Below are 26,074 nucleotides of genomic sequence, written 5' to 3'. Positions count from 1 at the left end.
GGAACCGTCCGCCCTCAGGTGGACGGTCTTCCGGTTGGTGAAGCGTGGAATCAGGACAATCAGGAGCGCAGCCAGCGCAGGATATCCTGCCCGTAGAGCAGATACACCATGCACCCAAGGCTGAGGAACGGGCCATAGGGTACGCGCCCCTTGATACCGCCGCTTCCGGGACGGATGGCGTAGATAATGCTGCCTACGGCCCCGGTGGCCGAGCTGACTAGAATGGTGAACGGCAATCCGGCCAACCCGGTCATGGCGCCGATCATGGCCATGAGTTTGACATCGCCCGTACCCAGCCCTTCTTCACCACGCCACAGGCGATATCCCTGCTGCAAAAACCAGAACAGCCCGGCCCCGACGACCGCACCAATGAACGCATCCTGCCATGCGGGTCCTTCACGCAGAACAAAGCTGGCGGCCAGCGCTATGACCGTCCCGCCCAGGGTGATGCGATCGGGCAGGAGAAAGGTCTCGAAATCGATGAAACTGCCGGCAATGAGCATGACTCCGAGCAAGAGATAGACCGCCCACTCGGGTGACAAACCAAACTCCTGGGCCACGGCCAGAGACCAAGCCATGCAGGAAAGCTCCACCAGCATGTACTGTGGGCCTATGCGCGCATCGCAGTGACGGCAGCGTCCCTTGAGCAGGAGATAGCTGATCACCGGTACGGTATCCCGCCAGACAAGCGGTTCCTTGCAAGAGGGGCACCGCGACCGCCACGGTTTGAGAATGGGCTGCTCGTCGATCCAGCGCTGGATGAAGATGGAGGAAAAACCGCCCATTTCCAGACCGACCAGAGCCGCGCCGACCATGAAAATCCAGGTTGGTATCATATCCATGAAAAAGCCCTTGCTACTTGAAGATTTGCTATTTTTGCTGCATGAATACCGCTGAGCGCAGCACCTGTGAAGGCTACCGGATTTCGTAGGCCGACACAAGGGTACGCAGCCGCAATGCACACACAAGGGAGCTCTTGATGGACTATCGCTTCATACCGAATTTGACCGAAGAACAGATCGCAGACATCCAGCTTGCCGGATTGAAGTGGACGGCAAGCCATGTTTACGCAAACAGCCCGTTCTATCAGGCCCGTTTCAAGAAGACCGGCGTGGAGCCGGGTGACATCAAGACGCTGGACGATATCCGCAAGCTTCCCTTTACCACGGCTGAAGACCTCAAATCCGGCTACCCCATGCCCCTGTTATCCGTGCCCGAAGCCGACGTGGTTCGCATCCACGGCTCCAGCGGCACAACGGGCAAGCGCAAAATCCTCGCCTACACGCAAAAAGACATTGATGTCTGGAAGGACATGTTTGCCCGCTGTTACGAGCTGGCAGGACTGACCGTGGAAGACAGGGTACAGATTTGTGTGGGCTACGGTCTGTGGACAGCCGGTGCAGGGTTCCAGCTCGGCTGTGAACGATTCGGTGCCATGGCCCTGCCCGTTGGCCCCGGCCTGCTCGAAATACAGCTCCAAATGCTCACCGATCTCAAATCCACCTGTCTCTGTTCCACGGCTTCCATGGCCCTGCTCATGGGCGAAGAAGTGCAGAAGCAAGGGCTCTTTGACAAGCTCCATCTCAAGAAAGCAATTTTCGGCGCAGAAACCCACACCCCGAAAATGCGCCGCCAGTTCGAGGAAGCCCTTGGCCTGGAGGACAGCTTCGACATCGTGGGCATGACGGAACTCTATGGACCCGGCACCGGGCTGGAATGCCAGGCGCATGACGGTATCCATTACTGGGCCGACCGATATATCCTCGAAATCATCGACCCCGAAACGCTGGAACCGGTCGCCCCCGGAGAAGTGGGCGAAATGGTTGTCACCTCCCTGCAAAAGGAAGCGTCTCCACTTGTCCGCTACCGCACCCACGACCTGACGCGCCTGTTGCCCGGCACCTGCTCCTGCGGCGTGACCATGCCCCGCATGGACAAGATCATGGGTCGCAGCGACGACATGTTCATCTTCCGCGGCGTGAACATCTACCCCGGCCAGATCGGCTCCGTGCTGGAAGATTTCAAGGAATTGTCAGCCGAGTACAAGATTTCCCTGACCCGCCGGGACGGTCTGGACCATATGGCCGTCCAGGTGGAGTGCACTCCGGAAGCGACCTGTTGCGGCGACGATCTGGCCAAACAACTGGCCTCCGAGATCCGCAAACACATTCTGGTCCGCTCAGAGGTCAAGATTCTCGGCCCCGGCGAACTGCCGCGCAGCTTTGCCAAAACCAAACGAGTGCAAGACGAACGCGGTGAAGAGTAAGCTGCCATGCCAAGCCTGTCAGACGATCCGACCCGTCATGTGATCATCGACCGCAGAGACGGGCAGTACATGGCCTTCCCGGATGTCATCCGCTCCGCACACGGCCGCCTCGTTGTCGTCTACAACGAAATGGACAAGCATGTCCGCCCTGACAGACGTGTGGCCGTGGTTCGATTCAGTGACGACAATGGCCGCACATGGTCTGACCCGATCTATCCCGACTCCAGACGCAGCCATTGTCCGCGCCTGCTCCGCTTCCCTGACGGCGCCATTCTCCTCTCAGACAGTTCGCATATTTTTCATACCAGCCGTGACAATGGCGAAACGTGGACGCCCTTCAAGGCCTCGGGGCTGACGCGCGACATGCTCGACCGCGTTCTGGATCTGGATGATGACGGATACCTGATTACCGGGCACTCGCATATCGGTGACGAGGAGCACCCTGCCATCCGCCAGCCTCCCACCGAACAGACCGTGTTCCGGTCCATGGATCGTGGACACACCTGGAATGAAACCTCCATTCTGGCCGCCCATCGCAATCTTGTTTTGTGCGAAGCGTCCATGACACGACTGCCCGATGGCCGCATCGTCGCTCTCATGCGTGAAAACAGCTTTGTATTCGAGCCGATGTACGCCTGCCTGAGCGAAGACAACGGTCGCACCTGGTCATCCCCTGTACCCACGCCACTCATCGGGCATCGCCCCACAATGGGCCGCATCCCGGACGGGCGCCTTATGGTCACCTACCGCAATGTGGGACCGGACTGGGGAACCAATGCATGGCTCGGCACGCTGGACGACCTGCTGTCCGGCTACCGGGTCCACGGACGGGCCGCCGATCCGACCAACCCGACCTTCACCCCGGACGGCATGCGCGTGCACAACGAGGAAGGCAAGCTCTCCGTGGTGCGCTACGCTCTCCGCCCCCTGACCGACCCGCGCACGGCCACGGCTAGCCTTGAGGCAGAAGTCAAAGTGGACGCAGCAGATACAAACGGGTGCGCCATCCGCATGGGTGTCTGGTGGCGACTGCAACCGGACGCCATCAAGCCGGACGGCGATGAATCCCCCCCCATTGCCATGACACCCGGCTTCAACACCATCCGACTGGACTATGCGGCAGGCCGGGTCTCCCTGTTTATTAACGGCGAAGAACAGACGACCATCGAAGTGGACGACGATCACGCAGACACCCGTCCCATCATATTCGGCGCCCCCTATCCCTTTGAGGAAAACAGCGTGGACTGCACATGGAAACGTGTCAGCCTGAATGTCGTTGAACCGGCCTATGAGAGAGCGTATACTTGGCAATGGAACGCCGAGGACGGGCTGCCTGACCAATGGGTGCGCGACCATATGCTGGAGCTGCGTAACGATCGGCACGCGGCGGCCCCGGACTTTGGCTACAGTGGCTGGGCCATGCTGGACGACACACATTTTTTCTGCGCCTACCACCACGGCGGCGGGGCCGAAGAGGACTACGAGCCTCTGCACTCTGCCCACATCGCAGGGACCTGGTTTTCACTGAACGACTTCAAATAAAAGAGGACGCTATGGAACGAGCGGATATCGAACGGATCTTTGAAGCCTATTTTGAAAAGTACAAGAAAACCGAAGGGGACCGCACCGCATGGTCCGCGTTCTGGACCGAGATGCTCTCTGAGGGAGTCTTGGAACTCAATCTGACCAAGTGCCCCCGCGGCACGACCTTCAAGATCTTCGTGGACAAGAAGAAAGTGGCCGAAGTCATGGAATGGGACAATTTTTTCCCTGCCATGGAAAAAGTGGCTGCCGAGCATCCGGGGTTATATGATCCCGACAAACTCTTCAGCGACATGGAATTCGTCATCTGACCCGGCATCTCCGAACGTCCGGGCAAGAAGAACAGACACGGTTATCCCTTGCTGCACAACAGGAAGGGTACTGCCGTTGCCGGTGATGCAGTGCAGTACTCTTTGATAATTAAAATAAGGATACCGCCACGTAGGACTTCCACCAGATCATGTAATTTTTTTCTTGACGGATATCGCATCCCCACGTAAGCCCCACTACTACAGTAGTCGGTGTATCCACGGGGATATTGCCGATTGGTGGAATGATCAGATGGTTCAGAAAGGCTTTTCCGCTTTACGATTCCCCCCATTATTTCACCGGGCGAAATGTCGCCGAATTCTTATTTCTTATTTATTTTGGAGTTGAGTACGTAATGGCTAAGAACATTTATGTGGGCAACCTGCCCTGGAGTTCCACGGAAGAGGATGTACGCGCAGCATTTGAAGTTTACGGCGAAGTTATCTCCGTAAAATTGATCAACGATCGCGAGACCGGTCGCCCCCGCGGCTTCGGCTTCGTCGAAATGGAAGATCAGGGCGCTCTCGAAGCCATTGAGAGCCTGGATGGCTCTGACTTCGGTGGCCGCAACCTCAAGGTCAACGAAGCCCGTCCCCGTCCCGAACGTCCGCGCTGGTAAGCGCTGCCGTTCAGTCGCATTACGACACCTTGAGCCCGCCCTGGCCAAAGGGCGGGCTTTTCCCGTCGCCTCAAACAAAAGGAATACATTAATGGCAAAAGAAGAAGGAATCGTCGTTCAAGGCACCGTTGAAGAAGCGCTGCCGAACGCCATGTTCCGCGTCGAACTCGAAAACGGGCATACCGTGCTCGCTCATATTTCCGGCAAAATGCGCAAATTCCGCATTCGCGTCATGCCTGGTGACACAGTCACCGTCGAACTCTCTCCCTATGACCTCACTCGCGGTAGAATCACCTTCCGTCCGAGGTAATCCCACCGTCTGGTACGGTTGAACAGCGACACAAAAAGGCACGAGCCGAACCCGAGTGCACCGGCATTTGCGAACTCTCGGGCCTTTTTTCGAGTATGCTTGGCATGCTCGCTCTATAATGACGTCAGAGGAAAGCCCGGCTTTTCTCTCTCACAACTCGAACCCCCTCAACCTTCTCCCAGCATGACCTCATGCGCCTGTGCGTTTGTGCTTCTGTGCGTCTGTAGGTTTATGTGTTATCGTTCATGGGCTGGGGTGCTCGTTTAATATTTTTCAAAAGGCTTTATCATGACCAGTTTCAAGGATCTGGGTCTGTCAGACGAAATGCTGACGGCTCTTGAATCCAAGGGGTTCACAGCCCCCACTCCCATTCAGGCACTGACCATCCCCATGCTCCTGACCGGAGCCGTGGATATCGTGGGTCAGGCACAGACAGGCACGGGTAAAACCGCGGCCTTCGGCCTGCCTGTCATCGAGGCTGCCGACGAACAGGCACGCCATATCCAGTCTCTCATCCTCACGCCCACACGCGAGCTCGCCATCCAGGTGGCCGAAGAGATCAATTCGCTCAAAGGCAGAAAACGCATCCGTGTCCTGCCCGTCTACGGCGGCCAGGCCATTCACATGCAGTTCAAGGCGCTCAAACGCGGCGTGGACATCGTGGTCGGCACCCCCGGCCGCATCATGGACCATCTCAAACGGGGCACCATGCACATTGACAACCTCGACTTCTTCATTCTCGATGAGGCGGACGAAATGTGCAACATGGGCTTTGTGGACGATGTGCGCGAGATCCTCGCCTCGGCCAACGATGACCGACGTACCCTGCTCTTCTCTGCAACCATGCAGCGTGAAGTCATGCGCATCGCCAAGGAATTCATGGGCGACTATGAAGTCGTGACCGTGAAGCCGGAAAAATCCGATGCCCCGCTCACCCGACAGATCTTCCACGAAATGGCCGACTCCGATCGCTTCGAAGCGCTCTGCCGCGTCATTGATGCCCAATCCGACTTTTACGGGCTGGTCTTCACACGAACCCGTGCAGACGCCGACCTCGTGGCCTCCAGACTGACCCAGCGCGGCTATCCGTCCGAACCCATTCACGGCGACCTCAATCAGAATCAGCGTGAAAAGATCCTGAACAGCTTCCGCAAACGCAAGGCAACCATTCTGGTGGCCACGGATGTGGCGGCACGAGGCATTGATGTGCCGGACCTGACCCATGTGGTCAACTTCGCCATCCCGCAGGACCCGCAGACCTTTGTGCACCGCACCGGCCGCACCGGTCGCGCGGGCAAGGAAGGCGTGGCCATCACGCTCATCGCGCCCAACGAATTCCGCCGTCTCATGTATATCTCCAAGAGCTCCGGCATCGAAATCAAGAAGGAAAAACTGCCGCGCATCCAGGACGTCATCTATTCCAAGAAAACCCGCGTGGTAGCCGAGCTGGAAGCCATCATGGAAACCGAGGGGCACAACTCCTATCTGGATATGGCCCGGGAACTCCTGGCCGAAAGAGATCCGGCTGAAGTGATAGCCGCTCTGCTCAAGAACTCCTTTGGCAACGAATTGATCGAGTCCAGCTATCGAGAGATCGATGCCGTCGGCCCCGGCGCTCCCGGCGGAGCACCTCGTGGCCGCGTGGACCTCGTCTGCGCCCTTGGTCGCTCTCATGGCATGAACCCCAAGGCTTTTGTGGAGTTCGTTTCCGAAGCTGCCCACATCAAACCATGGGCCATCCAGCACGTTCGTATAAAAGGCAACAAGACCACGTTCACCGTGCCCGGCCATGAGGCTGACAAGGTAATGAACAAGGTCAACAGCCGGGACGGCAGCCCCCTCATTTCCAAAGGGGAATTCAAGAAGAAACCGCCCTATGGTCGAAAATACCACAAGAGCGGCGGCCCCATGCAGGGCAAACGCCCCTACAAGAAAAAATATCCGCCCAAAAAGGACTGATAGCACAAGCCCCGCCCATCGTCAGATGAGCGGGGTTTTTCAATACATGACGCAAAACGCCCCTGATCAGGCAAACACTAATCTGTAATCCACGGAAACAAAATCGTACACCGAGTGATAGCCGAGGTGCGCGAAAAACCGCGAAGAGCCGTAAATGACGCCCCATTGGGTGCGGTCGAAATCCAGGTCCCCGATCACAACGATCCTGTCGTCTTCCAGGTTCCGGATATGCACAGGGAAGGCGATGTCCTGAGACATGCCCCGCAGACTGAGCAGCCCCTGCATCATACCGTTGGGCCGGGAGGCCTCCCCATCCTTGACCACCTTGATGGCCGTGGTTTCAAACGTCGCCGTGGGGAACATGGCGGTAAAGAAGAAGTCATCGGACATGAGGTGCATTTCCAGCACGGGTTTGAGCGCATCCCCTTCAAGATTGATGCTCTGAATGGAGGTCATATCCAGTGTGAACCGCGCAGACAGATCGCCCTGGGCATCCAGGTATCCGTCTGCGAATCCGATGGTTCCATGATGACGGACCGTGCTGCTGCGTCCTACCCAGATACATGTCGACTCTTCAGGAAGCAGCGTATACCGCCTGTCCGACAACACTAAATGGGGGTGCGGCAAAGCCACTTCACCCGTTGCCTGCCCCTCCAAGGGCAAACCAGCCTCACGCCACTCTTCCAGGCCTCCGAAAAAGACCGACACATCGGTGTATCCCTCTCGCTGCAACTTTTCGGCAGCGGTTATGCTGTCCAGAGACTGCGGACCGGCGCCGTAGAGAAGCACGGGTTTTTCCTTGTCTGGCGCCACTTCGGCGACACTGGAAACAAAGATGATTTCATATACGCAGGCGTTCACGGCTTCAGGGATATGACGCGCTTCGTAATGTTCCTGCACCAGGGTATCGATGACGATCCCCTTTCTTTCTCCGATAAAGGTCTGCACATCCTCAAGGGACACCTGTTCAATGGGAGCCTGCCTCACAACGCCTCCAACTGTTATACTTTTACCGATATCATAGCATATAAAATGGGATAAATGGGATTCATTGCCAACCCCAATATTAAACAATTGGATATTCGCCATAAAACTGATAGGTATTAAGACAATGACATCTTTTGAGGGGCACATGAAGAGAGACGAGCATAAGACCAAAGCCGAACTCATCAAGGAACTTGAAGAGCTTCGAAAAAATACGCAACATTCTGAATGTAACCGCTACCGACAGATAGTGGATGGTCTCCCTCTGTGCGTCTACGAAATGGATATGAAAGGCCGCCTGAGCTACGCCAACACATTCGCTCTTGATACCTATGGATTTTCCCAGCAGGACCTTGCGGAAGGTCTGCATGTCCTCGACACAATGCACCCTGACTCCCGTAAAATCGCCCGTGTCAATATCGCCAACGTGCTACAGGGAAACGACGACATGGGTGCGGAATACCGTGGGGTACGCAAAGACGGCAATGAATTCCCCATCAAAGTCTATTCAAAACGCATCATGGATGACGGCAAGATCATGGGGCTGCGTGGCGTTGTCATTGACCTTTCACCAGTCAGGACAGTTGAGAGCGCCCTCGAAAAAACGGAAAACTACTATCAGACACTTTTCGAGAACACCGGCACGGCCATGGTCATTGTCCAAAAGGACTCCATCATCAAAAACTGCAATTCTCAATTTGAAGCATTGGCAGGATACACAGCAGAAGACATTGAAGGCAAAATGCGGTGGTCTGATTTTGTCGCACCCAGCGATCTTGCCCGCATGAAAGCCATTAACAAGAAACGGTTGCAGAAGAACGAAGAGGCTCCCACCAACTATGAATTTACCTTTCTGACAAAAAACAACGAGCTCAAACAAGTGAACCTCTTTGTCAGGGTGATACCCAACACCGACGACAGAATCTGTTCACTCATCGACATCACGGCCAAGGATGACGCGCTGACAGCGCTCAGGATCAGCGAAGAACGATATGAACTGGTGACCAGAGGCGCCAATGACGGTGTCTGGGACTGGAACCTGAAAACCGATGAAGTCTGGTATTCCGCTCGGTACAAAGAAATTATTGGATATTCCGACACGGAATTTCCGAACACCTCAGAGGCATGGAAAAACGCCATCCATCCTGACGACGTGCAACACACTCTCAATGCGAACATGACATGCGTAACGGGTGAGGTTGAGAGCTTCGAGGTGGAGTACCGCATGTTCCACAAGGACGGCTCCATCCGCTGGATTTTAGGACGAGGAGGCAGCTCCAAGGACGAAGAAGGCAATGTAATCCGTCTGGCAGGAACCCATACGGATATCACTGATAGGAAACAGGTGGAGCAGGCTCTTCGCGAAAGCGAAGAAACATACCGCGAACTCATCGAACAGGCCAGCAGCGGCATTTACAAATGCACCCCTGAAGGCCGCTTCATTTCTGTCAACTCGGCCATGGCAAGGATACTTGGCTATGATTCTCCAGAAGAGCTGACCAACAACGTCAACAACATCGGCAGCCAGATATGGCTGAACCCCGAGGATCGCATGGCGTACATGAAACTCCTTGAGAAAACGAACGCGCTCAACGACTACGAAAAGCATGTCAGACGCAGGGACGGCAGCTATATTTGGACGACAGAAAATGTGCGCGTTGTTCGCGACGGTGAAGGCGAGATCCTCTACTATGAAGGCTTCCTCAATGACATCACCGCCAGGAAGATGAATGAGCGTACCACCCATGCCCTCTACGCCATCTCCACCGCCGTGACCGAGGCCAGCGACCTTCAGGAACTCTATGCTACCATCCACAGCATCATCGACGCTGTCATTATCGCAAACAATTTCTTTATCACTCTGTACGACGACAAAAATGACTCTCTGAACTTTGTGTATTTCAAAGATGAAGTTGATGATTACTACAACATCGACAATGTCAGCGACCCGAATAAAAACAGCCTGACTATTCAGATTTTTCGCACAGGCTCTCCGGTGTTCTTTTCCAAAAACGATTCAAACTATAACACTATCATACAAGAGATCGGTGTACTTGGAACCCTGCCCGAGGTCTGGCTGGGAGTTCCCCTCAAACTCGGTGGCAAGGTGATCGGGGCCATGGCTGTTCAAGATTACACCGACTCCCACAGATATGCGGATGCGGACATTGCGTTCATGACGGCGGTTTCCGAACAGGCGGCCATGGCCATCCAACGCAAAACGACTGAGGAGGAATTAACCCTTCTCAACGAAGAGCTCGAATCAAAGGTCGATAAACGCACTGCCGAGCTCAAGGCCAAGGCTGCCCAGTTGGAAGAGGCCAATGAACGCCTCAGGGAACTGGACAAGATAAAGTCTTCTCTGGTCTCGTCTGTCTCGCACGAGCTGCGCACACCCCTGACCTCCATACGCGGATTTGCCAAACTGTGTGCACGTGATTTCAGACGCCACTTCCAGCCTTTGAGTGAAGGGGATACTCTCATCAAAAAGAGCCAACGGATCAGCGCCAATCTCGATATTATCGACACCGAAGGAGACCGCCTGACACGGCTCATCAACGATTTTCTTGATATCAACCGTATCGAATCAGGCAAAGCATCATGGCATGATCATCAATTGAACCCCAATGACATCATCAAAAAGGCAGCCAGCACGGTTGCCGGTGGTTTCGCGGCCAATCCCGATATTGAGCTGATAACCAAGCTACAGGAGACCAACAGCTGTATAATTGCTGACCCTGACAAGGTTCAACAGGTACTCATCAACCTGCTGCACAATGCCTACAAGTTCACCGAAAAAGGGCACATCAGCATCTCTGTTGAAGAAAAGGCCGACTACCTGAACTTTGTTGTCACAGACACAGGCTCTGGCATATCTCAATACGAACTCCCGCATATTTTTGATAAATTCCACAAGTATGCATTGGGTGACACCATACAGAGCGAAGAAAAAGGGACAGGACTGGGGTTGACCATAAGCAAGGAAATCGTCGAGCACTACGGCGGCCAGATATGGGTCAAATCAACCCTTGGACAAGGAAGCGCTTTTTACGTGGCGTTTCCAACGGCGATAGTCTCTGAAAAGGCCTGTGGATGACCCGCTCACGCAGTATTAGCTGAAGAAAAGCAGTGCAAAGCACAGCAAAAGCCATTACAACCCGCTGAAAGGCCGATCCCTGAAATCGGTCTACGGCAGGCAGCAACGGCAGGCCCTACACTCAATACCGACCGTTGCCCGGACCCCTCACCCTCATTCACAGACGACAAGCATGGCATCACCAAATATATCAACAGAGAATGGAGTCGTGGTCGGCAACGTCACCGAGAAACGTGGCGTATCAAATCCTGTTTCCCGCTATCTCGTCAGGCAGTTCGATGCCCGCATAGCCCGGATCATGACCGACCTCGCCCCCTCCACCATAATGGAAGTGGGATGCGGTGAAGGCGAGATGATCAAACTCGCGCTGGACAACACCGCGGCCACCATTGTCGGTGCCGACATCTCGGATGCCGTACTGGCAACAGCGCGGAAAAACGTCTCCTCGAAACGGGTGCGGCTTGAAAAGATGAGTATCTACGACATCCCGATCGATCAGGAATTCAAGGCAGAGCTGGTTGTCTGCTGTGAAGTCCTCGAACACCTTGAGGACCCTCGCGCCGGACTCGAAAAGCTGCATGCATTGACCGAATCCCACTGCCTGCTCAGCGTTCCCCGCGAACCCGTTTGGAGGGCCTTGAACATGGTCCGCCTTGCATACCTGAGAGACTGGGGCAACACTCCCGGTCATCTCCAGCACTGGAGCAGACGGGCATTTGTCAACTTCGTGTCCGAGCTGTTCGAGGTCACGGAAGTGCATACCCCCCTCCCCTGGACCATTGCCCTGTGCCGAAAAAAACAATCACTCCGACCCAGCGAGAGTCGCCCGTGACCGAGCGGTACTTCCCGTTCCCCGAGCACTATGCCAAGCACAAAAAAACCCGCCTCATCTGAGAGCGGGTATTTTTTTTGGTGGTGACCCCGGCAAGAATCGAACTTGCGACACCAGGATTAGGAATCCTGTGCTCTATCCAACTGAGCTACGGGGCCACGGGGAATGTTTCCTAGCCGACAGGACTTGAAAAGGCAAGCCTTCACACTCGTTCTTACGGAAAATATATGTCTTCCTCCACATGCAGCGTCGCGTCGAATATCCGCTGATATGTGCCGTCCTCTTTCATCTCGCGCAGGGCACGAGTAACGGCCGGGACAAGATGCGCATTTTTCTTGTTCATGTACAGATACATTCCCTTCACGGCCAAAGGCTTGGGCAGCTCATGAATTTCCGGGAGAGGCGCGCCCCCTTTCAGGATCTCCCATCCGGCATACCGCTCGTACAGCGCCACATCAATCCGCTTTGCGTTAAGCATCTCAAAAAGAAGCTTCGGCATACGCAGCTTATAGACCTGTTCCGTCTCCGGCACGTTGTGCTCGAAAATCCGCCACCCTATCAGATAACCGACATTCTTTCCGGCAAGGTCTTCCCACTTATCGACTTCCATCTCCTTCCAGGTGAATCCGACAAAGGTATAATCAAGGAGTTTTTCCTCCACAAGAATCAGGTTTTCAAATTCTTCCTGCAATCCGGCTATGCGCGGCAATTCGCCGTCACTGAGTCCCTCGTTGACCATGACCAGCGCCCGAGCCGGCGGCACCCTCACTATTTCAATAGTCGTATGTATGCGTTGACTCAACTCACTGATGAGGACGTCAAAAAAACCGGTTTTGTCAACGGTGGAAAAAGGAGGTTTGATGGAAGTAGTAAAACGCAGTGGCTCCGCCGCACCGGCGACAGGACAGATGACAGCGCTCCAACAGAGCACAATCAGGACCAGCTTCACAATCCGCATCATACCAGCTCCATACACGCCTTCCTCCAGACTGATAGGGACTCGGTACCATCAATGCAAAAATGCACAGTATATGGACTTATATAACAAACTGGATATTTCTCCATCAAAAAAACAAAAAAAACGACAAATTCATGTGCAATCGAATTCACACTATTTACATCGACAAAAAAAGGGATATAGTCCATCAGTGCGACTTTATTCTGCGCACTCCTGTTTTCCATATCCCTTTTGGAGGATTCATGACCCATAAGCTACACAATTTCATACTCACTCTAACCATCGCCCTGGCTGTCCCGATGATGGTACAGGCGGATAACGGCCTGCCTGTCTTCACGGAACTGGCCGCCAAGGCCGGCAAAGCCGTCGTATTCATCTCAACGGAACGGACCACCACCGGTGGCGACGGACAGGCTGAACTCTTTCGCCAGCAGGTTCCGGAGGGACACCCGTTCCGTGAGTTTTTCGATCGATTTGATAAATTTTTCGGCCAACCTCAAGGCCAGCCTCGCAAACAACTTGGTCAGGGTTCCGGTTTTGTCATTACTCCCGAGGGCATGATAGTCACCAACAACCACGTCATCAATGGCGCGGACAAGGTCACTGTCCGGTTCCAGAATGACAAAGCCACGTACGAGGCCGAAGTCGTGGGCGCGGACCAGGAAACCGATCTGGCCGTCCTGAAGATCAAGATAGGTCATAAACTGCCGACACTCGCCCTGGGCAACTCGGACGCCATCCAAGTCGGCGAATGGGTTCTGGCAATCGGTAACCCGTTCGGCCTGGACAACACGGTCACTGCGGGCATCATCTCTGCCAAACACCGTATCATCGGCGCAGGTCCGTTCGATAACTTTCTCCAGACCGACGCCTCGATCAATCCGGGCAACTCCGGTGGCCCCCTGCTGAACATGCAGGGAGAAGTCATCGGCATCAACACGGCCATCAACGCGGCTGCCGAAAATATCGGCTTCGCCATCCCCAGTTCCCAGGCCAAAAAGATCATCGCCCAACTGCAACAGGGCAAGGTTGTCCAGCGCGGCTGGCTCGGCGTAACCATCCAACGGGTGTCCGACACCCAGGCCAAGGCCCTTGGCCTCCCCGAAACCACAGGCGCGCTGATTGCCTCCGTGGGCAAAGGCCATCCGGCTGACAAGGGCGGCGTCAAACAAGGCGATGTCATTCTTGAAGTCAACGGACACAAGATCGCTGATAATAATGAACTGCTCCAGCGTATTGCAGGCCTCGCTCCCGGCGACAAGGCCCGTCTCGTGTTGTGGAGAAGTGGAAAGCGCGTCAAGAAGACCGTCATCCTCGGACAGCGCGGTGAAAAGACCATGGCATCCATGGCCCCTGAAATGCAAAAGCCAAAAGAGGCCAAGGCAGTGCTCGGCATGGCGCTGAAATCCATTACCGACCAGGAAGCCAAGGCACTGGGTCTGGAAACGACACAGGGCCTGCTCGTGGTCTCAGTGGACCCCAACGCCGCTGCCGGAGCAGAAGGCATCCGTCAGGGTGATGTTGTCATCCAGGCCAACCAGCAGGACGTCAACACCGTGAAAGAACTTGAAGGCGTGATCCAACGTGACAAGAAACGTGGAGCGGTCATGCTGCTCATCAAGCGACAGGGCAAAAACAGCTTTGTCGCCCTGCCTCTGGACTAACACTCATCGGGGCTCCTCACGGAGCCCCTTTTTCTTGGGATCGCCTATGCCAATCACCCCCGCTACTCTGGTCGCTCCGGCCAAGATCAATTTACACCTGGAGATTCTCGGCCTACGAGAGGATGGCTACCACGAGCTGCGTACGCTATTCTATCCGGTAGACGTGCCGTGCGATCTGCTGAAAATAGAACCGGGACACGATGACCATTTCTATATCCGTTGCCCGGAAAGGCCCGAACTGGAGACGACCTCCAATCTCATATACAAGACGTGGAAAGCCTACGGGGCTGCCACGGGATTCCAGCCGGGCATTTTTGTTACCCTGACCAAGAACATCCCCATGGGCGGCGGACTCGGCGGCGGCAGCTCTGATAGTGCGGCAATGCTCAAATGGCTCAACTCCGAGGCCGGCGACAAGGCGTTGTCCCAGGATGAAATGATCGCTCTGGCGGCAACCCTGGGTGCTGACATTCCTTTCTTCCTCATGGACGGCCCGGCCTGGGCCGGAGGAATAGGCGAAGTGCTGACCCCGGCAACAGTGGATCTGACAGGGATGACCCTGCTGATCGCCTGCCCGGATATACACGTGGACACCCCCTGGGCATTTAAATGCTGGGATGAAAAGAATGGATTTCCAAATATCGCAGAATCCTTGACATCCCAAGAATCTGGTAATAAGAATCCAGCTCCCGTTTCGCCCGCGGACATGGTCAATGACTTTGAGCCGGTTGTTTTCGAAGCGCATCCGACACTTCGAAAAATCAAGGATAACCTCCTTGAATATGGTGCGAAAAAAGCTGCGATGAGCGGATCCGGGGCCTCCCTGTTCGGCCTGTTTCCTGACAGGGTTACAGCTACGTTCGCTGCCAAGGCCCTTGAAAAGGACGGGATTGAAATTTTTACGATGGAATGCCAATAGGTCTCCATCAGAGATACCGGTCAACCGCTGCGTATTCAGGCACACAAGGGTCTGAATTGCACACAGCAACACCGCGATTGGCCGTTTATCGACATTTTTTTTGCTGGGGCGTCGTCAAGTGGTAAGACACATGGTTTTGGTCCATGTATTCGAGGGTTCGAATCCTTCCGCCCCAGCCATTTTTTTATAATCTTATAATGAGGTAGTCATGCACGGCGAATTGAAGATCATCAGCGGATCTGCAAGCCCCAAACTGGCTGATGCCATTTGTGAACATTTGGGGACCAAGTCTTCCCCGGTCCTGCGCGAACGCTTCTCCGATGGGGAAATCCGCATTGAGATTGGTGAGAACGTCCGCGGCGACGATGTATTCGTTGTGCAGCCCACCTGTTCGCCGGTCAACTACCACCTCATTGAACTCTGCCTGATGCTGGACGCACTCAAACGCGCCAGCGCATCCCGCGTCACCGCCGTGGTGCCGTATTTCGGTTATGCGCGTCAGGACCGCAAGGTCGTCCCCCGCGCTCCCATCTCAGCCAAGATGGTGGCAGACCTGCTCTCCACGGCAGGCATGCAGCGACTGGTGACCATCGACCTGCACGCAGGACAGATTCAGGGCTTCTTCAACTGTCCGGTGGACAACCTGTTCGCCGCCCCCGCCCTGATGGAACATCTGCGTGACCGCGACGAGGATTTCGTCATTATTTCCCCTGATGCAGGTGGCGTGGAACGCGCCCGTGCCTATGCCAAACGCCTCGGCGCATCCTTGGCTATCGTGGACAAACGCCGCGACGCTCCCAATCAGGCCAAGGCCATGCACATCATTGGTGACGTCAAGGACAAGGTCGCCGTGGTTATCGACGATATGATCGACACCGCCGGCACCATGTGCGCCGCTGCCAACGTCATCATGGACAACGGCGCCAAGGACGTCATGGCCTGCGCCACGCACCCGGTCCTGTCCGGCCCCGCCATCCAGCGTCTGGAAGAATCCGCATTCTCCGAGGTGGTTGTCACCGACACCATCCCGCTGAACGAACAGGCCCAGGCCTGTTCCAAGATCAAACAGCGCTCCGTGGCTTCCCTGCTGGCCAAAGCAATCAACAATGTACACACGGAATCGTCCGTGTCCGTACTCTTCGTATAAGGGATTTATCCCGCAAACCTATTGATGCGCGAGCGTCCGTCAAAAGGTGACGGCCAGGGCGCAAAAGGAGAAACTCTCATGGCAGAACTGCTGAAACTCAACGTTGAAGAACGCACTCAACTGGGCAAAGGCCCTAACCGTCGTCTCCGTGCCACCGGCATGGTCCCCGGAATTTACTACGATGCCAAGGGCGTCAACATCCCGGTCAAGGTCGAAATGGTCCCCCTGCAGAAAGCATACGCCCAGCTCGGCACCGCACAGGTCTTCGACCTGGTTCTGGACCGTGGCGGCAAGACCGAAACCATGCCTGCACTGCTGTGGCGTGTCCGCAACGAGCCTGTCAAAGGCGTGCCCGAGCATGTCGACTTTTTTGGTGTTGACCTGACCCAGGAAATCAAGGTCGCAGTCCACTTCGAACTCATCGGTGAATCCAAGGGCGTCAAGCTTGGCGGCCAGATTGAGCTTTACCGAGACAGCATCGAAGTTATCTGTAAGCCCATGGACATTCCCGAATCCATCACCATCGATATCACCGAACTGGATATCATGGATTCCATTCACATTGAGGCAGTCACCTTCCCCGAAGGCGTCAGCCCGCTGTTCGACGAGAACTACGCAGTCGTTGCTGTCAACGAAATGCGCGGTTCTGAAGAAGATGAAGTCGGTGACGAGGAAGAAGCTGAAGTCGCTATCGTCGGTGCAAAAGAAGACGAAGCAAGCGAAGCCGAATAGTTTCGAGTTACCCATTGATACGTCTTCCCGGAGCGCGGATCCGCGCTCCGGGATTTTTTTGCCTCTCGGGCAAGAGCCTGATAAGCTCCTCTGTGTTCATCCCACCACAACCGCATTCATGAGCCATGGAATATAAAAGTGCCATCATAGGTCTGGGCAATCCCGGTCCCCAATACGCAGACACCCGACACAACATCGGGTTCATGTGTGTCGATGCGCTGTTGGCTCTTGGTCAGGAACGCAAATCCATGCGCCTGGAGCAGATAGAGGAATCCGGAGACTATGCGCTGTGGCGGATGAAGTTCGCCGGGGCCTACCGCCTGCTGGCCAAACCCATGACCTTCATGAATCTGAGCGGCAAGGCCGTGTCAAAGATCTGTGGTCGCCATGGGTTGAAACCGGACGATGTCATGATCGTCCATGATGAGCTCGACCTGCCGGTCGGACGAATGAAATTGAAGAAAGGCGGCGGCAACAACGGTCATAACGGCTTGGAATCAATTCAGGATCGACTCGGTACACCGGGATTTTACCGTCTGCGTCTTGGCGTAGGGCGCCCCACCGATCCACACAAACCGATCAGTGACTGGGTTCTGGAACCTTTCGCGCCAGAAACCGTAAACTATCTTCCCGAAATAATCGCTCACGCTCTCAAAGGTCTGGACATCATGTATCGACGTGGCATCGGTTTTGCCACCCAGCATATCAATTCCTTTTCCCTCAATGAAGAAGAATCCGAGTAATCGTGGACTCTTCACCCGGTTTTCGATATGATGTCTTTCTGTCGTATGTAATAAATTGTTTTTTCGGAGGCGAGGTTCCTAGTGTTCAAGGTAAATGAATTGGTTGTGTATCCCTCCCAGGGTGTCGGCCGCGTCGAACGTGTCGAGTCTCAGGAGATCGGTGGTGTTAAAGCCGATTTTTACATAGTCCGCATCTTGAGCAACAACGTGACCTTGATGGTCCCTGTAGCCAATGCCGAGAATGTGGGGCTTCGCTCCGTGTGCAGCAAGCGCATCGGTCAGGCAATTTTCGAATCTCTTGATGATCGCAGTGAATTTACCGGCTACACGGGTCAAAACTGGAACCGTCGTTACCGCGAATACTCTGAGAAGCTCAAAAGCGGCGATCTGTCAGACGTGGCGTATGTGCTCAAAGAGCTGTTCCTCATAGGCAAGGACAAAGAACTGTCCTTTGGTGAACGCCGTCTGCTCGAACAAGCAATGGGCCTGGTTTCCATGGAACTGGCATACTCTGTTGACCGCACTCAGGAGCAGATTAAAGACGCCATTAACGAAATGTTCGCAGATGTCATTGAAGCTCAGGAGAAAAAAGACTAGCAGGGCTTGTCAAAATCCCTCTTTTACGATAACTCCATTCTTGATGCCGCTTCGCGGTTTGATTATATTTCCCACTACCATTTATTTTTTTGATGACCCTTAAGGCTGTTTGCGCAACTTGAAAAATGGCATGCTTTTTCATATCACGACCTGACTGATCGATCGAACAAGCCTACTCCGCCCTTTTTATTTTATACCAGCCATAATTCTCAGGATTTTCTGAGATCATACATATACTATAAATACACCTTTCTTTTCATCACCCAACCTCAAACCCAAATTTCACCTATGGCCATTAAAAAAACTGGCAACGACAGCAAAGGAACAAAAGGCGCGCCTAATAAAGGCAATGTCGCGCCTAAAAGTAAAGCTCCCAAAAAAGGCAACGTCGCTCCCAAAGGCGGCGCAAAGCCCAAGAGCAAACCCCACAACAAAGTCCCTTCCAGCAACGGTAACGGGAATGGCGGCAGCCTGAACCTAACCGAACTCAAACTCAAGTCCATGCAGGACCTCACTGATTTGTCCATGGAGTACGGGGTGGAAAACCCCTCCACCATGCGCAAGCAGGAGCTCATCTTTTCACTGCTGCAGGAATGCGCCTCTCAGGACGGCCAGATATTTGGCGAAGGCGTTCTCGAAATCCTGCCTGACGGATTCGGATTCCTGCGCTCCCCCATGTACAGCTACATGGCCGGACCGGATGACATCTATGTTTCCCCTTCCCAGATTCGCCGCTTCGGCCTCCGCAAGGGTGACGTCGTTTCTGGCCAGATTCGCCCTCCCAAGGAAGGTGAACGGTATTTCGCATTGCTTCGTGTCTCCGAAATCGGCTTCGAAGACCCCAAGCACTCCAAGAATCTAGTGCTCTTTGACAACCTGACTCCGCTCTACCCCGAAGAACAGCTTCGGCTTGAGAATGGTGACAAGAATTATTCCGCTCGCATCATCGACCTGTTGTCTCCCATCGGTAAAGGCCAGCGCGGTGTCATCGTGGCCCCGCCCCGCACCGGTAAGACAATCATGCTCCAGACCATCGCCAACTCCATCAACGCCAACCACCCCGAGGTGGACCTCATCGTACTGCTCATTGATGAGCGGCCCGAGGAAGTGACGGATATGCAGCGCACAGTCAAGGCCGAGGTCGTCTCCTCCACCTTTGACGAGCCTCCGCAGCGCCACGTGCAGGTAGCGGACATGGTCATTGAAAAAGCCAAGCGTTTGGTGGAACGTAAGCGTGACGTCGTCATCCTGCTCGATTCCATCACCCGGCTGGGCCGCGCATACAACGCCGTGACCCCGTCAAGCGGTCGCGTGCTCTCCGGTGGTATTGACGCCAACGCCCTGCAACGCCCCAAGCGTTTCTTTGGCGCGGCTCGCAACATCGAGGAAGGCGGCTCCCTGACCATTATCTCCACAGCTCTCATCGACACCGGCTCCCGCATGGACGAAGTCATTTTCGAAGAGTTCAAGGGAACCGGCAACATGGAGATTTATCTGGATCGCCACTTGTCCGACAAGCGCGTGTACCCGGCCATTGACATCAACCGCTCCGGCACCCGCAAGGAAGAGCTGCTGCTTGAAGAAGACGTGCTGAACCGCGTCTGGATTCTGCGCAAGCTCCTCTCCCCCATGAACTCCATCGACTCCATGGAATTCCTGCGCGGCAAGATGAAAGGCACCAAGAACAACCGTGAATTCCTGGATTCCATGGCACGGTAGCCTCACTCATACTGACAAAGAGGGCAGGATCAGACTGGTCCTGCCCTCTTTTTTTGTGCCGCTTTCTTCCCATGGTTGCCATGCATGCCCAAATGATTACAATACGAGTGAATCACTCCAACAGGAATACCACCATGAAGCGTGTTTTCACCATATTGCCGGCGCTGCTGGCCGCCCTGTTCCTTGTCATCACCCCTGCGCTGGCAAACCCCTTTGATACAGAGAAGTTGACTATCCGTCAGGAAAACGAGATGGGCAGCAACTTCGACATCATTCTCCGCAGCCAGATGCCCATGGTGGGAGATACCTATATTACCGACTATGTGGGCGAGGTCGTGGCACGCGTCATGACCGGCAAACGCCCAATGCCCTTTCGCGTCAAAAGCGCTGTCGTGTCCAACCCACTGCTCAACGCCTTCGCTATTCCGGGCGGTTTCATCTATGTTTTCACCGGCTTGATACAGGCTGTGAAGACCGAATCCCAACTGGCTGGAGTCATCGCGCACGAACTCGCCCATGTCTCTCAACGCCATGTTGCCAGCCGATTGGAAAAACAAAAAAAGATTTCACTCCTTTCCACGGCAGGAGTGCTGGCCGGTCTGCTTCTGGGCGTGGCTGGCGGTGGTGAAAACGCCGCCAAGATGGGGTCCGCGATCATGATGGGATCCACGGGCGCGGCGACTGCGGCGATGCTCCAGTACTCACAGGAAGATGAACGTGAAGCGGACCATGTCGGCCTCAACTCTCTGGTCAAGGCGGGGTACAACCCCGAAGGCCTGCCCCAGACATTTGAAATCATGATGAAGAACAGATGGTTCGACACCAGTTCTCAGATGCCGTCCTACCTCTCCACTCACCCGGGCACCAGCGAGCGTATCACCTATCTCAATGACCGAATCGCGCGCATGCCCAAGACGCTGCTGGACCGCAAGGACAACAATGAGCGACTCAAGAAGATCCAGGTGCTTGTCCGGTCAAAGATGTCTCCCGCAGAGACTGCGCTGGCCTATTGGAATGACAAGCCCAAGACAGAATACACGCCCATGGATTATATGGGACTCGGTGTTACCCTGCAGCGTCTGAAGCGCAGCGATGACGCCCTGAAAGCCTTTCAAAAGGCGCTGAGTCTTGACGGGGAGGATGCGATCATTGTCCGTGAAGCCGGTATTTTCTATTTCAAGACAGGCGAGCAGAAAAGAGCGTTCAGCCTGCTCCAAAAAGCAGTCATCAAGAACAAGCGTGACGCCCTGGCCCTCTTCTACCTGGCTCGACTCCAGTCCGAAGCCAAGCAGTATGTTCAGGCCGCAACCAACATGCGCAAGGTTGCCAAGCTCGTACCGGAGGACTGGGAAGTGCACTATCAACTGGGCATGATCCTTGGAGAATCAGGGGACATATTCGGTGGAAACCTGCACCTGGCCTATTCCGCAGCCTATTCCATGGACCTTGGCAAAGCTCGCCGACATTACCAGCAGGCAGAACATCTGGCCCAATCCGAAGACCAGAAGGCTGAACTCAAGGAACTCGATGAAGTGATCAAAATGCGCTCCAAAATCAAGAAATAGGCAAGCCTTGTACACCGTAACTTTTTGGCGTAGGTTGCTCTTCTTTCTCAACGGGACACCAATCAAATGATCGTCGCACACACTTTACAGGATTTAGCACACTCCATTGCCGGCTCATGCGTGACCATCGGCAACTTCGATGGAGTCCATAAAGGGCACCAGAAACTGATCGAAATGGCATGCGTACGCGCCAAGGCGCGCGGCCTCGTCAGCGTGGTGGTCACTTTCGATCCCCACCCACTCCGGGTTCTGCGCGCAGACAAGACGCCGCCCTTCATCACCCTGACAGAACAGAAAATCGAACTCATTTCGCAGTACGGCCCCCAGGTCTGCCTGCTCCTCAAGTTCGACATGGACATGGCCAGACTCTCGCCCGAAGAATTCGTCATGAAATATCTGGTGGACGGACTGAACATGAAAGAGCTGGTCATCGGATACGATTACCACCTCGGCAAGGGACGCGCAGGAGACTTCGAGACCTTGAGCCAGCTCGGGGAAAAACACGGATTCACTGTGGACCGACTGGACCCGGTGTCCATTGACAACGCCATCGTCAGCTCCACCCGCATTCGCGACCTGGTCCAGGCTGGCAAAGTCTGGCCTGTACGCCCGCTGCTTGGACGTTTTTATCAGATCAAGGGCGAAGTGGTGCACGGCATGAACAGGGGCGGCAAGCTCCTCGGTTTCCCCACAGCCAACCTCAAACTGGTGGACGAGCTCTTTCCCAAACCCGGTGTGTACGCCATCTGGGTCGAAGTGGAAGGAGAGCCGTATATGGGGGTCGCCAATATCGGCAAGAACCCCACCTTCGGCAATGACGCCCTGTCTGTTGAAGCCCATCTCCTCGATTTTTCCGGTGATTTATACGGTACAGACATTCGCGTTCACTTTGTCCAACGCATCCGTGACGAAAAGAAATTCAATGGCATCGACGAACTGAAAGAACGCATCCGCACGGATGTGGAACTGGGCCGTCAGATCCTTTCCCAGCCCGACGCAGCCATCAAACTGACCCGCCCTTATCTGGGCTCTGGTCCAGACGCAGGATAATCGCATGTCCCTCCGAGTTATTGCCCGTCTCATCAACTACTGGGCTGACCTACTCAAATCGTACCGCACCGTCACCGCTTTCAGATGGCTTGTCATCGGCGTTCTTGTCGGCACCTTTTCCGGCCTTGTGGCCGCCGGTTTTTTCTGGCTGGTGGAATTCGGCAAATTCATCATCCAGCACAACATGGCAGGCATCGTTTCCCCGGAACCGGCAGGTGAAGGCATCTTTCACGGACACGCAGGCGCATTTCGCCCCTGGGTCATCCCTGTGTGCACCACCGGCACAGCCCTGCTGACCGGCTGGCTTGTTCAGCGCTTCATCCCGGACACCATTGATGGCGGTACTGACGGCACTGACGCAACCATCAACGCCTTTCACAACCAGGGCGGCATCATCAGACCACGGGTCGCCATCATTCGCGGTCTGTGCTCAGTGCTGACCATCGCCTCGGGTGGCTCTGCCGGTCGGGAAGGCCCTATCACCCAGATGGGCGCAGGTCTGGGAGCATGGCTGGCCAAGGTATTCAATCTTTCCGCCAAAGAGCGCCGCGTGCTTCTGCTGGCAGGCGCAGCAGGCGGTTTGGGCGCCATTTTCCGCGCCCCGTTAGGCGGCGCACTGACAGCCGTGGAAGTCATCTACCGCGAGGATTTCGAGGCCGAGGCAATCCTGCCCTCCGTCATGAGTTCCGTTGTGTCCTACTCAATCTTCACGTTCTTCTACGGCACGGAGCCGATCTTCGGCATTCCGCGCTTCTCCTTCCATGACCCCCGCGAACTCATCTTCTACGCCCTGCTCGCCTTTGTCTGCGCTGCGGTCGGCTGGATGTACATAAAGACTTTCCATGTCATCAAATACCACATTTTCTTCCCTGTCCGGGAGAAGGTCGGCATCATCTGGTCCATGGGACTCGGTGGGCTGGCCATGGGCCTGCTCGGCATCGCCTACCCGTACACGGCCACAGACGGTCTGATCACCGGAGGTATCCTGTCCGGTGGGTACGGCTGGCTGGAGCTGGCCATTCTCGGCCAGATTCCTGCGCTGGGCATGTGCTACATCATTATCGGCAAGACCGTGGCCACGTCCATCACCATCGGCTCCGGCATGTCCGGCGGCATGTTCGCTCCGGCACTGTTTGTCGGCGGCATGTCCGGTGGGCTGGTCGGAAAAATCGGCCATGAATATTTCCCGAATATCGTCACGCAACCCGGTGCCTACATCCTTGTCGGTATGGCCGCGTTTTTTGCCGGGGTTGCCAACGCGCCCATCGGCCCGCTCATCATGGTCACGGAATTGACCCAGGGCTATGGCCTGCTCGCACCGCTCATGCTCGCGTCAGCCCTCTGCATCGTGCTCGGACGCAATTTCTCGCTCTACGAGCATCAGGTGGAAAACAAGTTCGACTCACCGGCCCATACCGAAGACGCGACAATCAACGTGCTTGAACAGATGCACGTCTCCGATTTCTACGATCCGCATGATGTCATCGTGCTGGAAGAAGGCACCACGCTCAAGGCGCTGACCGACATCATCGCCAATTCGGACCAGCTATACTTCCCGGTACGCCGATCCGAAGATGGCTGGTATGTGGGCATGATCTCCATCCACAACGTCCGTAACTGGATGTTCGAGGAAGAGCTGCACGATCTGGTCGTGGTGAAGGATCTCATGTCGCGCCCTGTCTATGTACGCCCGGACTATGACCTCTATCAGGCCCTGCTGCGGTTCGTGAACACCGACTACGGACAGATTCCGGTCGTCGCCCAGACCAATACGTCGGACATCATCGGTCTCATCAACCGCGATGACGTGTTCCAGGCATATGCAGAAGCCATTGCCGAAGTGAAAGGTGTGGATATCGAGTCGACCTTCAAGGCCGACTAGCACTGAGCGAACGACAGGGTCACAGATGTCCCCTCTCCCGGAGTGGAGTCCACCACCATTGAACCGCCCAGTTCATCGCAGAGGATGCGCTTGGCCTTGGTCAGCCCCAGCCCGACCCCCAGCGCCTTGGTGGTGAAGAACGGGTCAAGGATATAGGGGAGATGCTCCCGAGGAATACCGGGCCCGTCATCCTTGATGCACAGCCCGAACCGGCACTCGGTGGCATAGAACTGCTCTGTTGCCGACAAGTTCTCCTGACAAACGCCGAATCCCCCCTCGATGGCAACCGTGACGGATCCTGTTTCACAAAACTCTATGGAATTCTTGAGAATTTCCACAAGCGCCATGCGCAGCAGGTTGTGGTCCGCCACGACCTCACGGTCGGCTATTTGCATCTGAAATGCCACAGTACAGGCACACTCACCGGCAAGGGACTCGACCTGTGCAACAGCTTCTTCAACAACCGTGCGTATCGAGACCGCGCCGGTCTTATCCACGGTCAGAGTAACGTACTCGCTGATGACATTGACCAGATTCTCCAGTCGGACTGAATTTTCATACACAGCCTGAGCATACTCGGCCAGAGGCGTTCCCACATCGGCCTTCTTGACCAGCAGCCCCGCCATACCGCCTATGGACATGACCGGATTTCGAATCTGATGCGCCACGGCATTGGCAAAATTATTCAGTCCTTCCACCCGCTCCTGCTGCATGCGGATCACATCCGCGGCCTTTTCCCGTACCCTGTTTTCCAAGGTCTCGTTCTGATGCAACAGCACCCGACGGGCTTGGGTGACCTGAAGATGGGCCCGCACACGGGCTTCCACAACAGGAGGGCTTATGGGCTTGGTGATATAATCCACAGCCCCCAACTCCAGCCCCTTGGCTTCATCGTCAGGCTTATCAAGGGCTGTAACAAAAATGACAGGGATATCCCTGGTGGCGGATTCGGCTTTCAGAAATCGGCAGACATCATGCCCATTCATGCCGGGCATGAGCACATCAAGCAGAATGAGATCCGGCTTGGCCTCGCCATTTGCCCGCTCCAACGCGGTTTCGCCATCAGTCGCGGCCATCAGGTCATACGATGCCTGCAAGGCCTCGATCATGATGGAAATATTCTCGGGTTGATCATCAACTATGAGTATGCGCTCTCGGTCTGCCATTCTGGAACATTACC

22 protein-coding genes and 2 tRNA genes are annotated in these 26,074 nt (G+C 55.2%); 19 read left to right on the top strand and 5 right to left on the bottom strand.

Going from position 1 to position 26,074, the window contains the following annotated elements; translation table 11 throughout:
- Positions 1-59: 59 nt before the first annotated feature.
- Entirely contained in the window at positions 60-842 is a 783-nt protein-coding gene (locus tag SRBAKS_RS16405) for a prepilin peptidase (protein WP_229591970.1), read from the bottom strand.
- A gap of 137 nt (positions 843-979) precedes the next feature.
- Here SRBAKS_RS16405 and SRBAKS_RS16400 point away from each other — a divergent pair, with 137 nt between their 5' ends.
- The 6 genes from SRBAKS_RS16400 (at position 980) to SRBAKS_RS16375 (ending at position 7,005) form a co-directional block, all read left to right on the top strand.
- Positions 980-2,266, top strand: coding sequence for a phenylacetate--CoA ligase family protein (locus SRBAKS_RS16400; protein ID WP_229591969.1), 1,287 nt, complete (start codon positions 980-982; stop codon positions 2,264-2,266).
- A 6-nt stretch (positions 2,267-2,272) separates the two neighbouring features.
- Entirely contained in the window at positions 2,273-3,808 is a 1,536-nt protein-coding gene (locus tag SRBAKS_RS16395; RefSeq protein WP_229591968.1) for a sialidase family protein, read from the top strand.
- A gap of 11 nt (positions 3,809-3,819) precedes the next feature.
- Entirely contained in the window at positions 3,820-4,119 is a 300-nt protein-coding gene (locus SRBAKS_RS16390) for a hypothetical protein (protein ID WP_229591967.1), read from the top strand.
- Between the two features lie 353 nt (positions 4,120-4,472).
- On the top strand, positions 4,473-4,736 hold the full coding sequence (gene rbp, locus SRBAKS_RS16385; RefSeq protein WP_229591966.1) for an RNA-binding regulator: 264 nt from the start codon (positions 4,473-4,475) through the stop codon (positions 4,734-4,736).
- Between the two features lie 91 nt (positions 4,737-4,827).
- On the top strand, positions 4,828-5,046 hold the full coding sequence (infA, locus tag SRBAKS_RS16380; protein WP_163810014.1) for a translation initiation factor IF-1: 219 nt from the start codon (positions 4,828-4,830) through the stop codon (positions 5,044-5,046).
- 288 nt (positions 5,047-5,334) lie between these two features.
- Entirely contained in the window at positions 5,335-7,005 is a 1,671-nt protein-coding gene (locus tag SRBAKS_RS16375) for a DEAD/DEAH box helicase (RefSeq protein WP_229591965.1), read from the top strand.
- Between the two features lie 66 nt (positions 7,006-7,071).
- Here SRBAKS_RS16375 and SRBAKS_RS16370 read toward each other — a convergent pair whose 3' ends face one another.
- On the bottom strand, positions 7,072-7,992 hold the full coding sequence (locus tag SRBAKS_RS16370; protein ID WP_229591964.1) for a YceI family protein: 921 nt from the start codon (positions 7,990-7,992) through the stop codon (positions 7,072-7,074).
- A gap of 145 nt (positions 7,993-8,137) precedes the next feature.
- Here SRBAKS_RS16370 and SRBAKS_RS16365 point away from each other — a divergent pair, with 145 nt between their 5' ends.
- Both SRBAKS_RS16365 and SRBAKS_RS16360 read left to right on the top strand, forming a co-directional pair.
- A complete protein-coding gene (locus tag SRBAKS_RS16365) occupies positions 8,138-11,086 on the top strand; it encodes a sensor histidine kinase (protein WP_229591963.1) in 2,949 nt (982 codons plus the stop codon).
- A 172-nt stretch (positions 11,087-11,258) separates the two neighbouring features.
- Positions 11,259-11,918, top strand: coding sequence for a class I SAM-dependent methyltransferase (locus SRBAKS_RS16360; protein WP_229591962.1), 660 nt, complete (start codon positions 11,259-11,261; stop codon positions 11,916-11,918).
- 81 nt (positions 11,919-11,999) lie between these two features.
- Here SRBAKS_RS16360 and SRBAKS_RS16355 read toward each other — a convergent pair.
- Both SRBAKS_RS16355 and SRBAKS_RS16350 read right to left on the bottom strand, forming a co-directional pair.
- Positions 12,000-12,076, bottom strand: a tRNA-Arg gene (locus SRBAKS_RS16355).
- Between the two features lie 56 nt (positions 12,077-12,132).
- The gene (locus SRBAKS_RS16350; protein WP_229591961.1) at positions 12,133-12,879 is read right to left on the bottom strand and encodes a substrate-binding periplasmic protein; all 747 of its coding nucleotides are present in this window, start codon (positions 12,877-12,879) and stop codon (positions 12,133-12,135) included.
- Between the two features lie 239 nt (positions 12,880-13,118).
- Here SRBAKS_RS16350 and SRBAKS_RS16345 point away from each other — a divergent pair, with 239 nt between their 5' ends.
- From SRBAKS_RS16345 to SRBAKS_RS16295, 11 genes are all read left to right on the top strand, one after another.
- The gene (locus SRBAKS_RS16345) at positions 13,119-14,540 is read left to right on the top strand and encodes a Do family serine endopeptidase (protein ID WP_229591960.1); all 1,422 of its coding nucleotides are present in this window, start codon (positions 13,119-13,121) and stop codon (positions 14,538-14,540) included.
- Between the two features lie 46 nt (positions 14,541-14,586).
- The gene (ispE, locus tag SRBAKS_RS16340) at positions 14,587-15,459 is read left to right on the top strand and encodes a 4-(cytidine 5'-diphospho)-2-C-methyl-D-erythritol kinase (protein ID WP_229591959.1); all 873 of its coding nucleotides are present in this window, start codon (positions 14,587-14,589) and stop codon (positions 15,457-15,459) included.
- 104 nt (positions 15,460-15,563) lie between these two features.
- A tRNA-Gln gene (locus tag SRBAKS_RS16335) sits at positions 15,564-15,638 on the top strand.
- 29 nt (positions 15,639-15,667) lie between these two features.
- Positions 15,668-16,606, top strand: a complete 939-nt coding sequence (locus SRBAKS_RS16330; protein ID WP_229591958.1) for a ribose-phosphate diphosphokinase — start codon at positions 15,668-15,670, stop codon at positions 16,604-16,606.
- A gap of 78 nt (positions 16,607-16,684) precedes the next feature.
- On the top strand, positions 16,685-17,338 hold the full coding sequence (locus SRBAKS_RS16325; RefSeq protein WP_229591957.1) for a 50S ribosomal protein L25: 654 nt from the start codon (positions 16,685-16,687) through the stop codon (positions 17,336-17,338).
- 125 nt (positions 17,339-17,463) lie between these two features.
- Positions 17,464-18,081: an aminoacyl-tRNA hydrolase gene (gene pth, locus SRBAKS_RS16320; RefSeq protein ID WP_229591956.1), complete on the top strand. Its 618-nt coding sequence runs from the start codon at positions 17,464-17,466 to the stop codon at positions 18,079-18,081.
- A gap of 81 nt (positions 18,082-18,162) precedes the next feature.
- Positions 18,163-18,678 (top strand): CarD family transcriptional regulator, encoded by a 516-nt coding sequence (locus tag SRBAKS_RS16315; RefSeq protein WP_229591955.1) that lies wholly within the window; start codon positions 18,163-18,165, stop codon positions 18,676-18,678.
- A gap of 471 nt (positions 18,679-19,149) precedes the next feature.
- Entirely contained in the window at positions 19,150-20,397 is a 1,248-nt protein-coding gene (rho, locus tag SRBAKS_RS16310) for a transcription termination factor Rho (RefSeq protein WP_283816568.1), read from the top strand.
- A 134-nt stretch (positions 20,398-20,531) separates the two neighbouring features.
- The gene (locus tag SRBAKS_RS16305; protein ID WP_229591954.1) at positions 20,532-21,962 is read left to right on the top strand and encodes a M48 family metallopeptidase; all 1,431 of its coding nucleotides are present in this window, start codon (positions 20,532-20,534) and stop codon (positions 21,960-21,962) included.
- A 66-nt stretch (positions 21,963-22,028) separates the two neighbouring features.
- Positions 22,029-23,012 (top strand): bifunctional riboflavin kinase/FAD synthetase, encoded by a 984-nt coding sequence (locus SRBAKS_RS16300; protein ID WP_229591953.1) that lies wholly within the window; start codon positions 22,029-22,031, stop codon positions 23,010-23,012.
- Positions 23,013-23,016: 4 nt separating this feature from the next.
- Positions 23,017-24,894: a chloride channel protein gene (locus SRBAKS_RS16295; protein WP_229591952.1), complete on the top strand. Its 1,878-nt coding sequence runs from the start codon at positions 23,017-23,019 to the stop codon at positions 24,892-24,894.
- Here SRBAKS_RS16295 and SRBAKS_RS16290 read toward each other — a convergent pair.
- Positions 24,891-26,060 (bottom strand): ATP-binding response regulator, encoded by a 1,170-nt coding sequence (locus SRBAKS_RS16290; protein WP_229591951.1) that lies wholly within the window; start codon positions 26,058-26,060, stop codon positions 24,891-24,893. The two genes, SRBAKS_RS16295 and SRBAKS_RS16290, sit on opposite strands and share 4 nt — an antisense overlap.
- Positions 26,061-26,074 lie beyond the last annotated feature (14 nt).

It is taken from the genome of Pseudodesulfovibrio sediminis (genome assembly GCF_020886695.1).
GTDB classification, from domain to species: Bacteria; Desulfobacterota; Desulfovibrionia; order Desulfovibrionales; family Desulfovibrionaceae; genus Pseudodesulfovibrio; species Pseudodesulfovibrio sediminis.
Note: the sequence above shows the minus strand (reverse complement) of the source record. Positions and strands in the feature narration are given on the sequence as shown.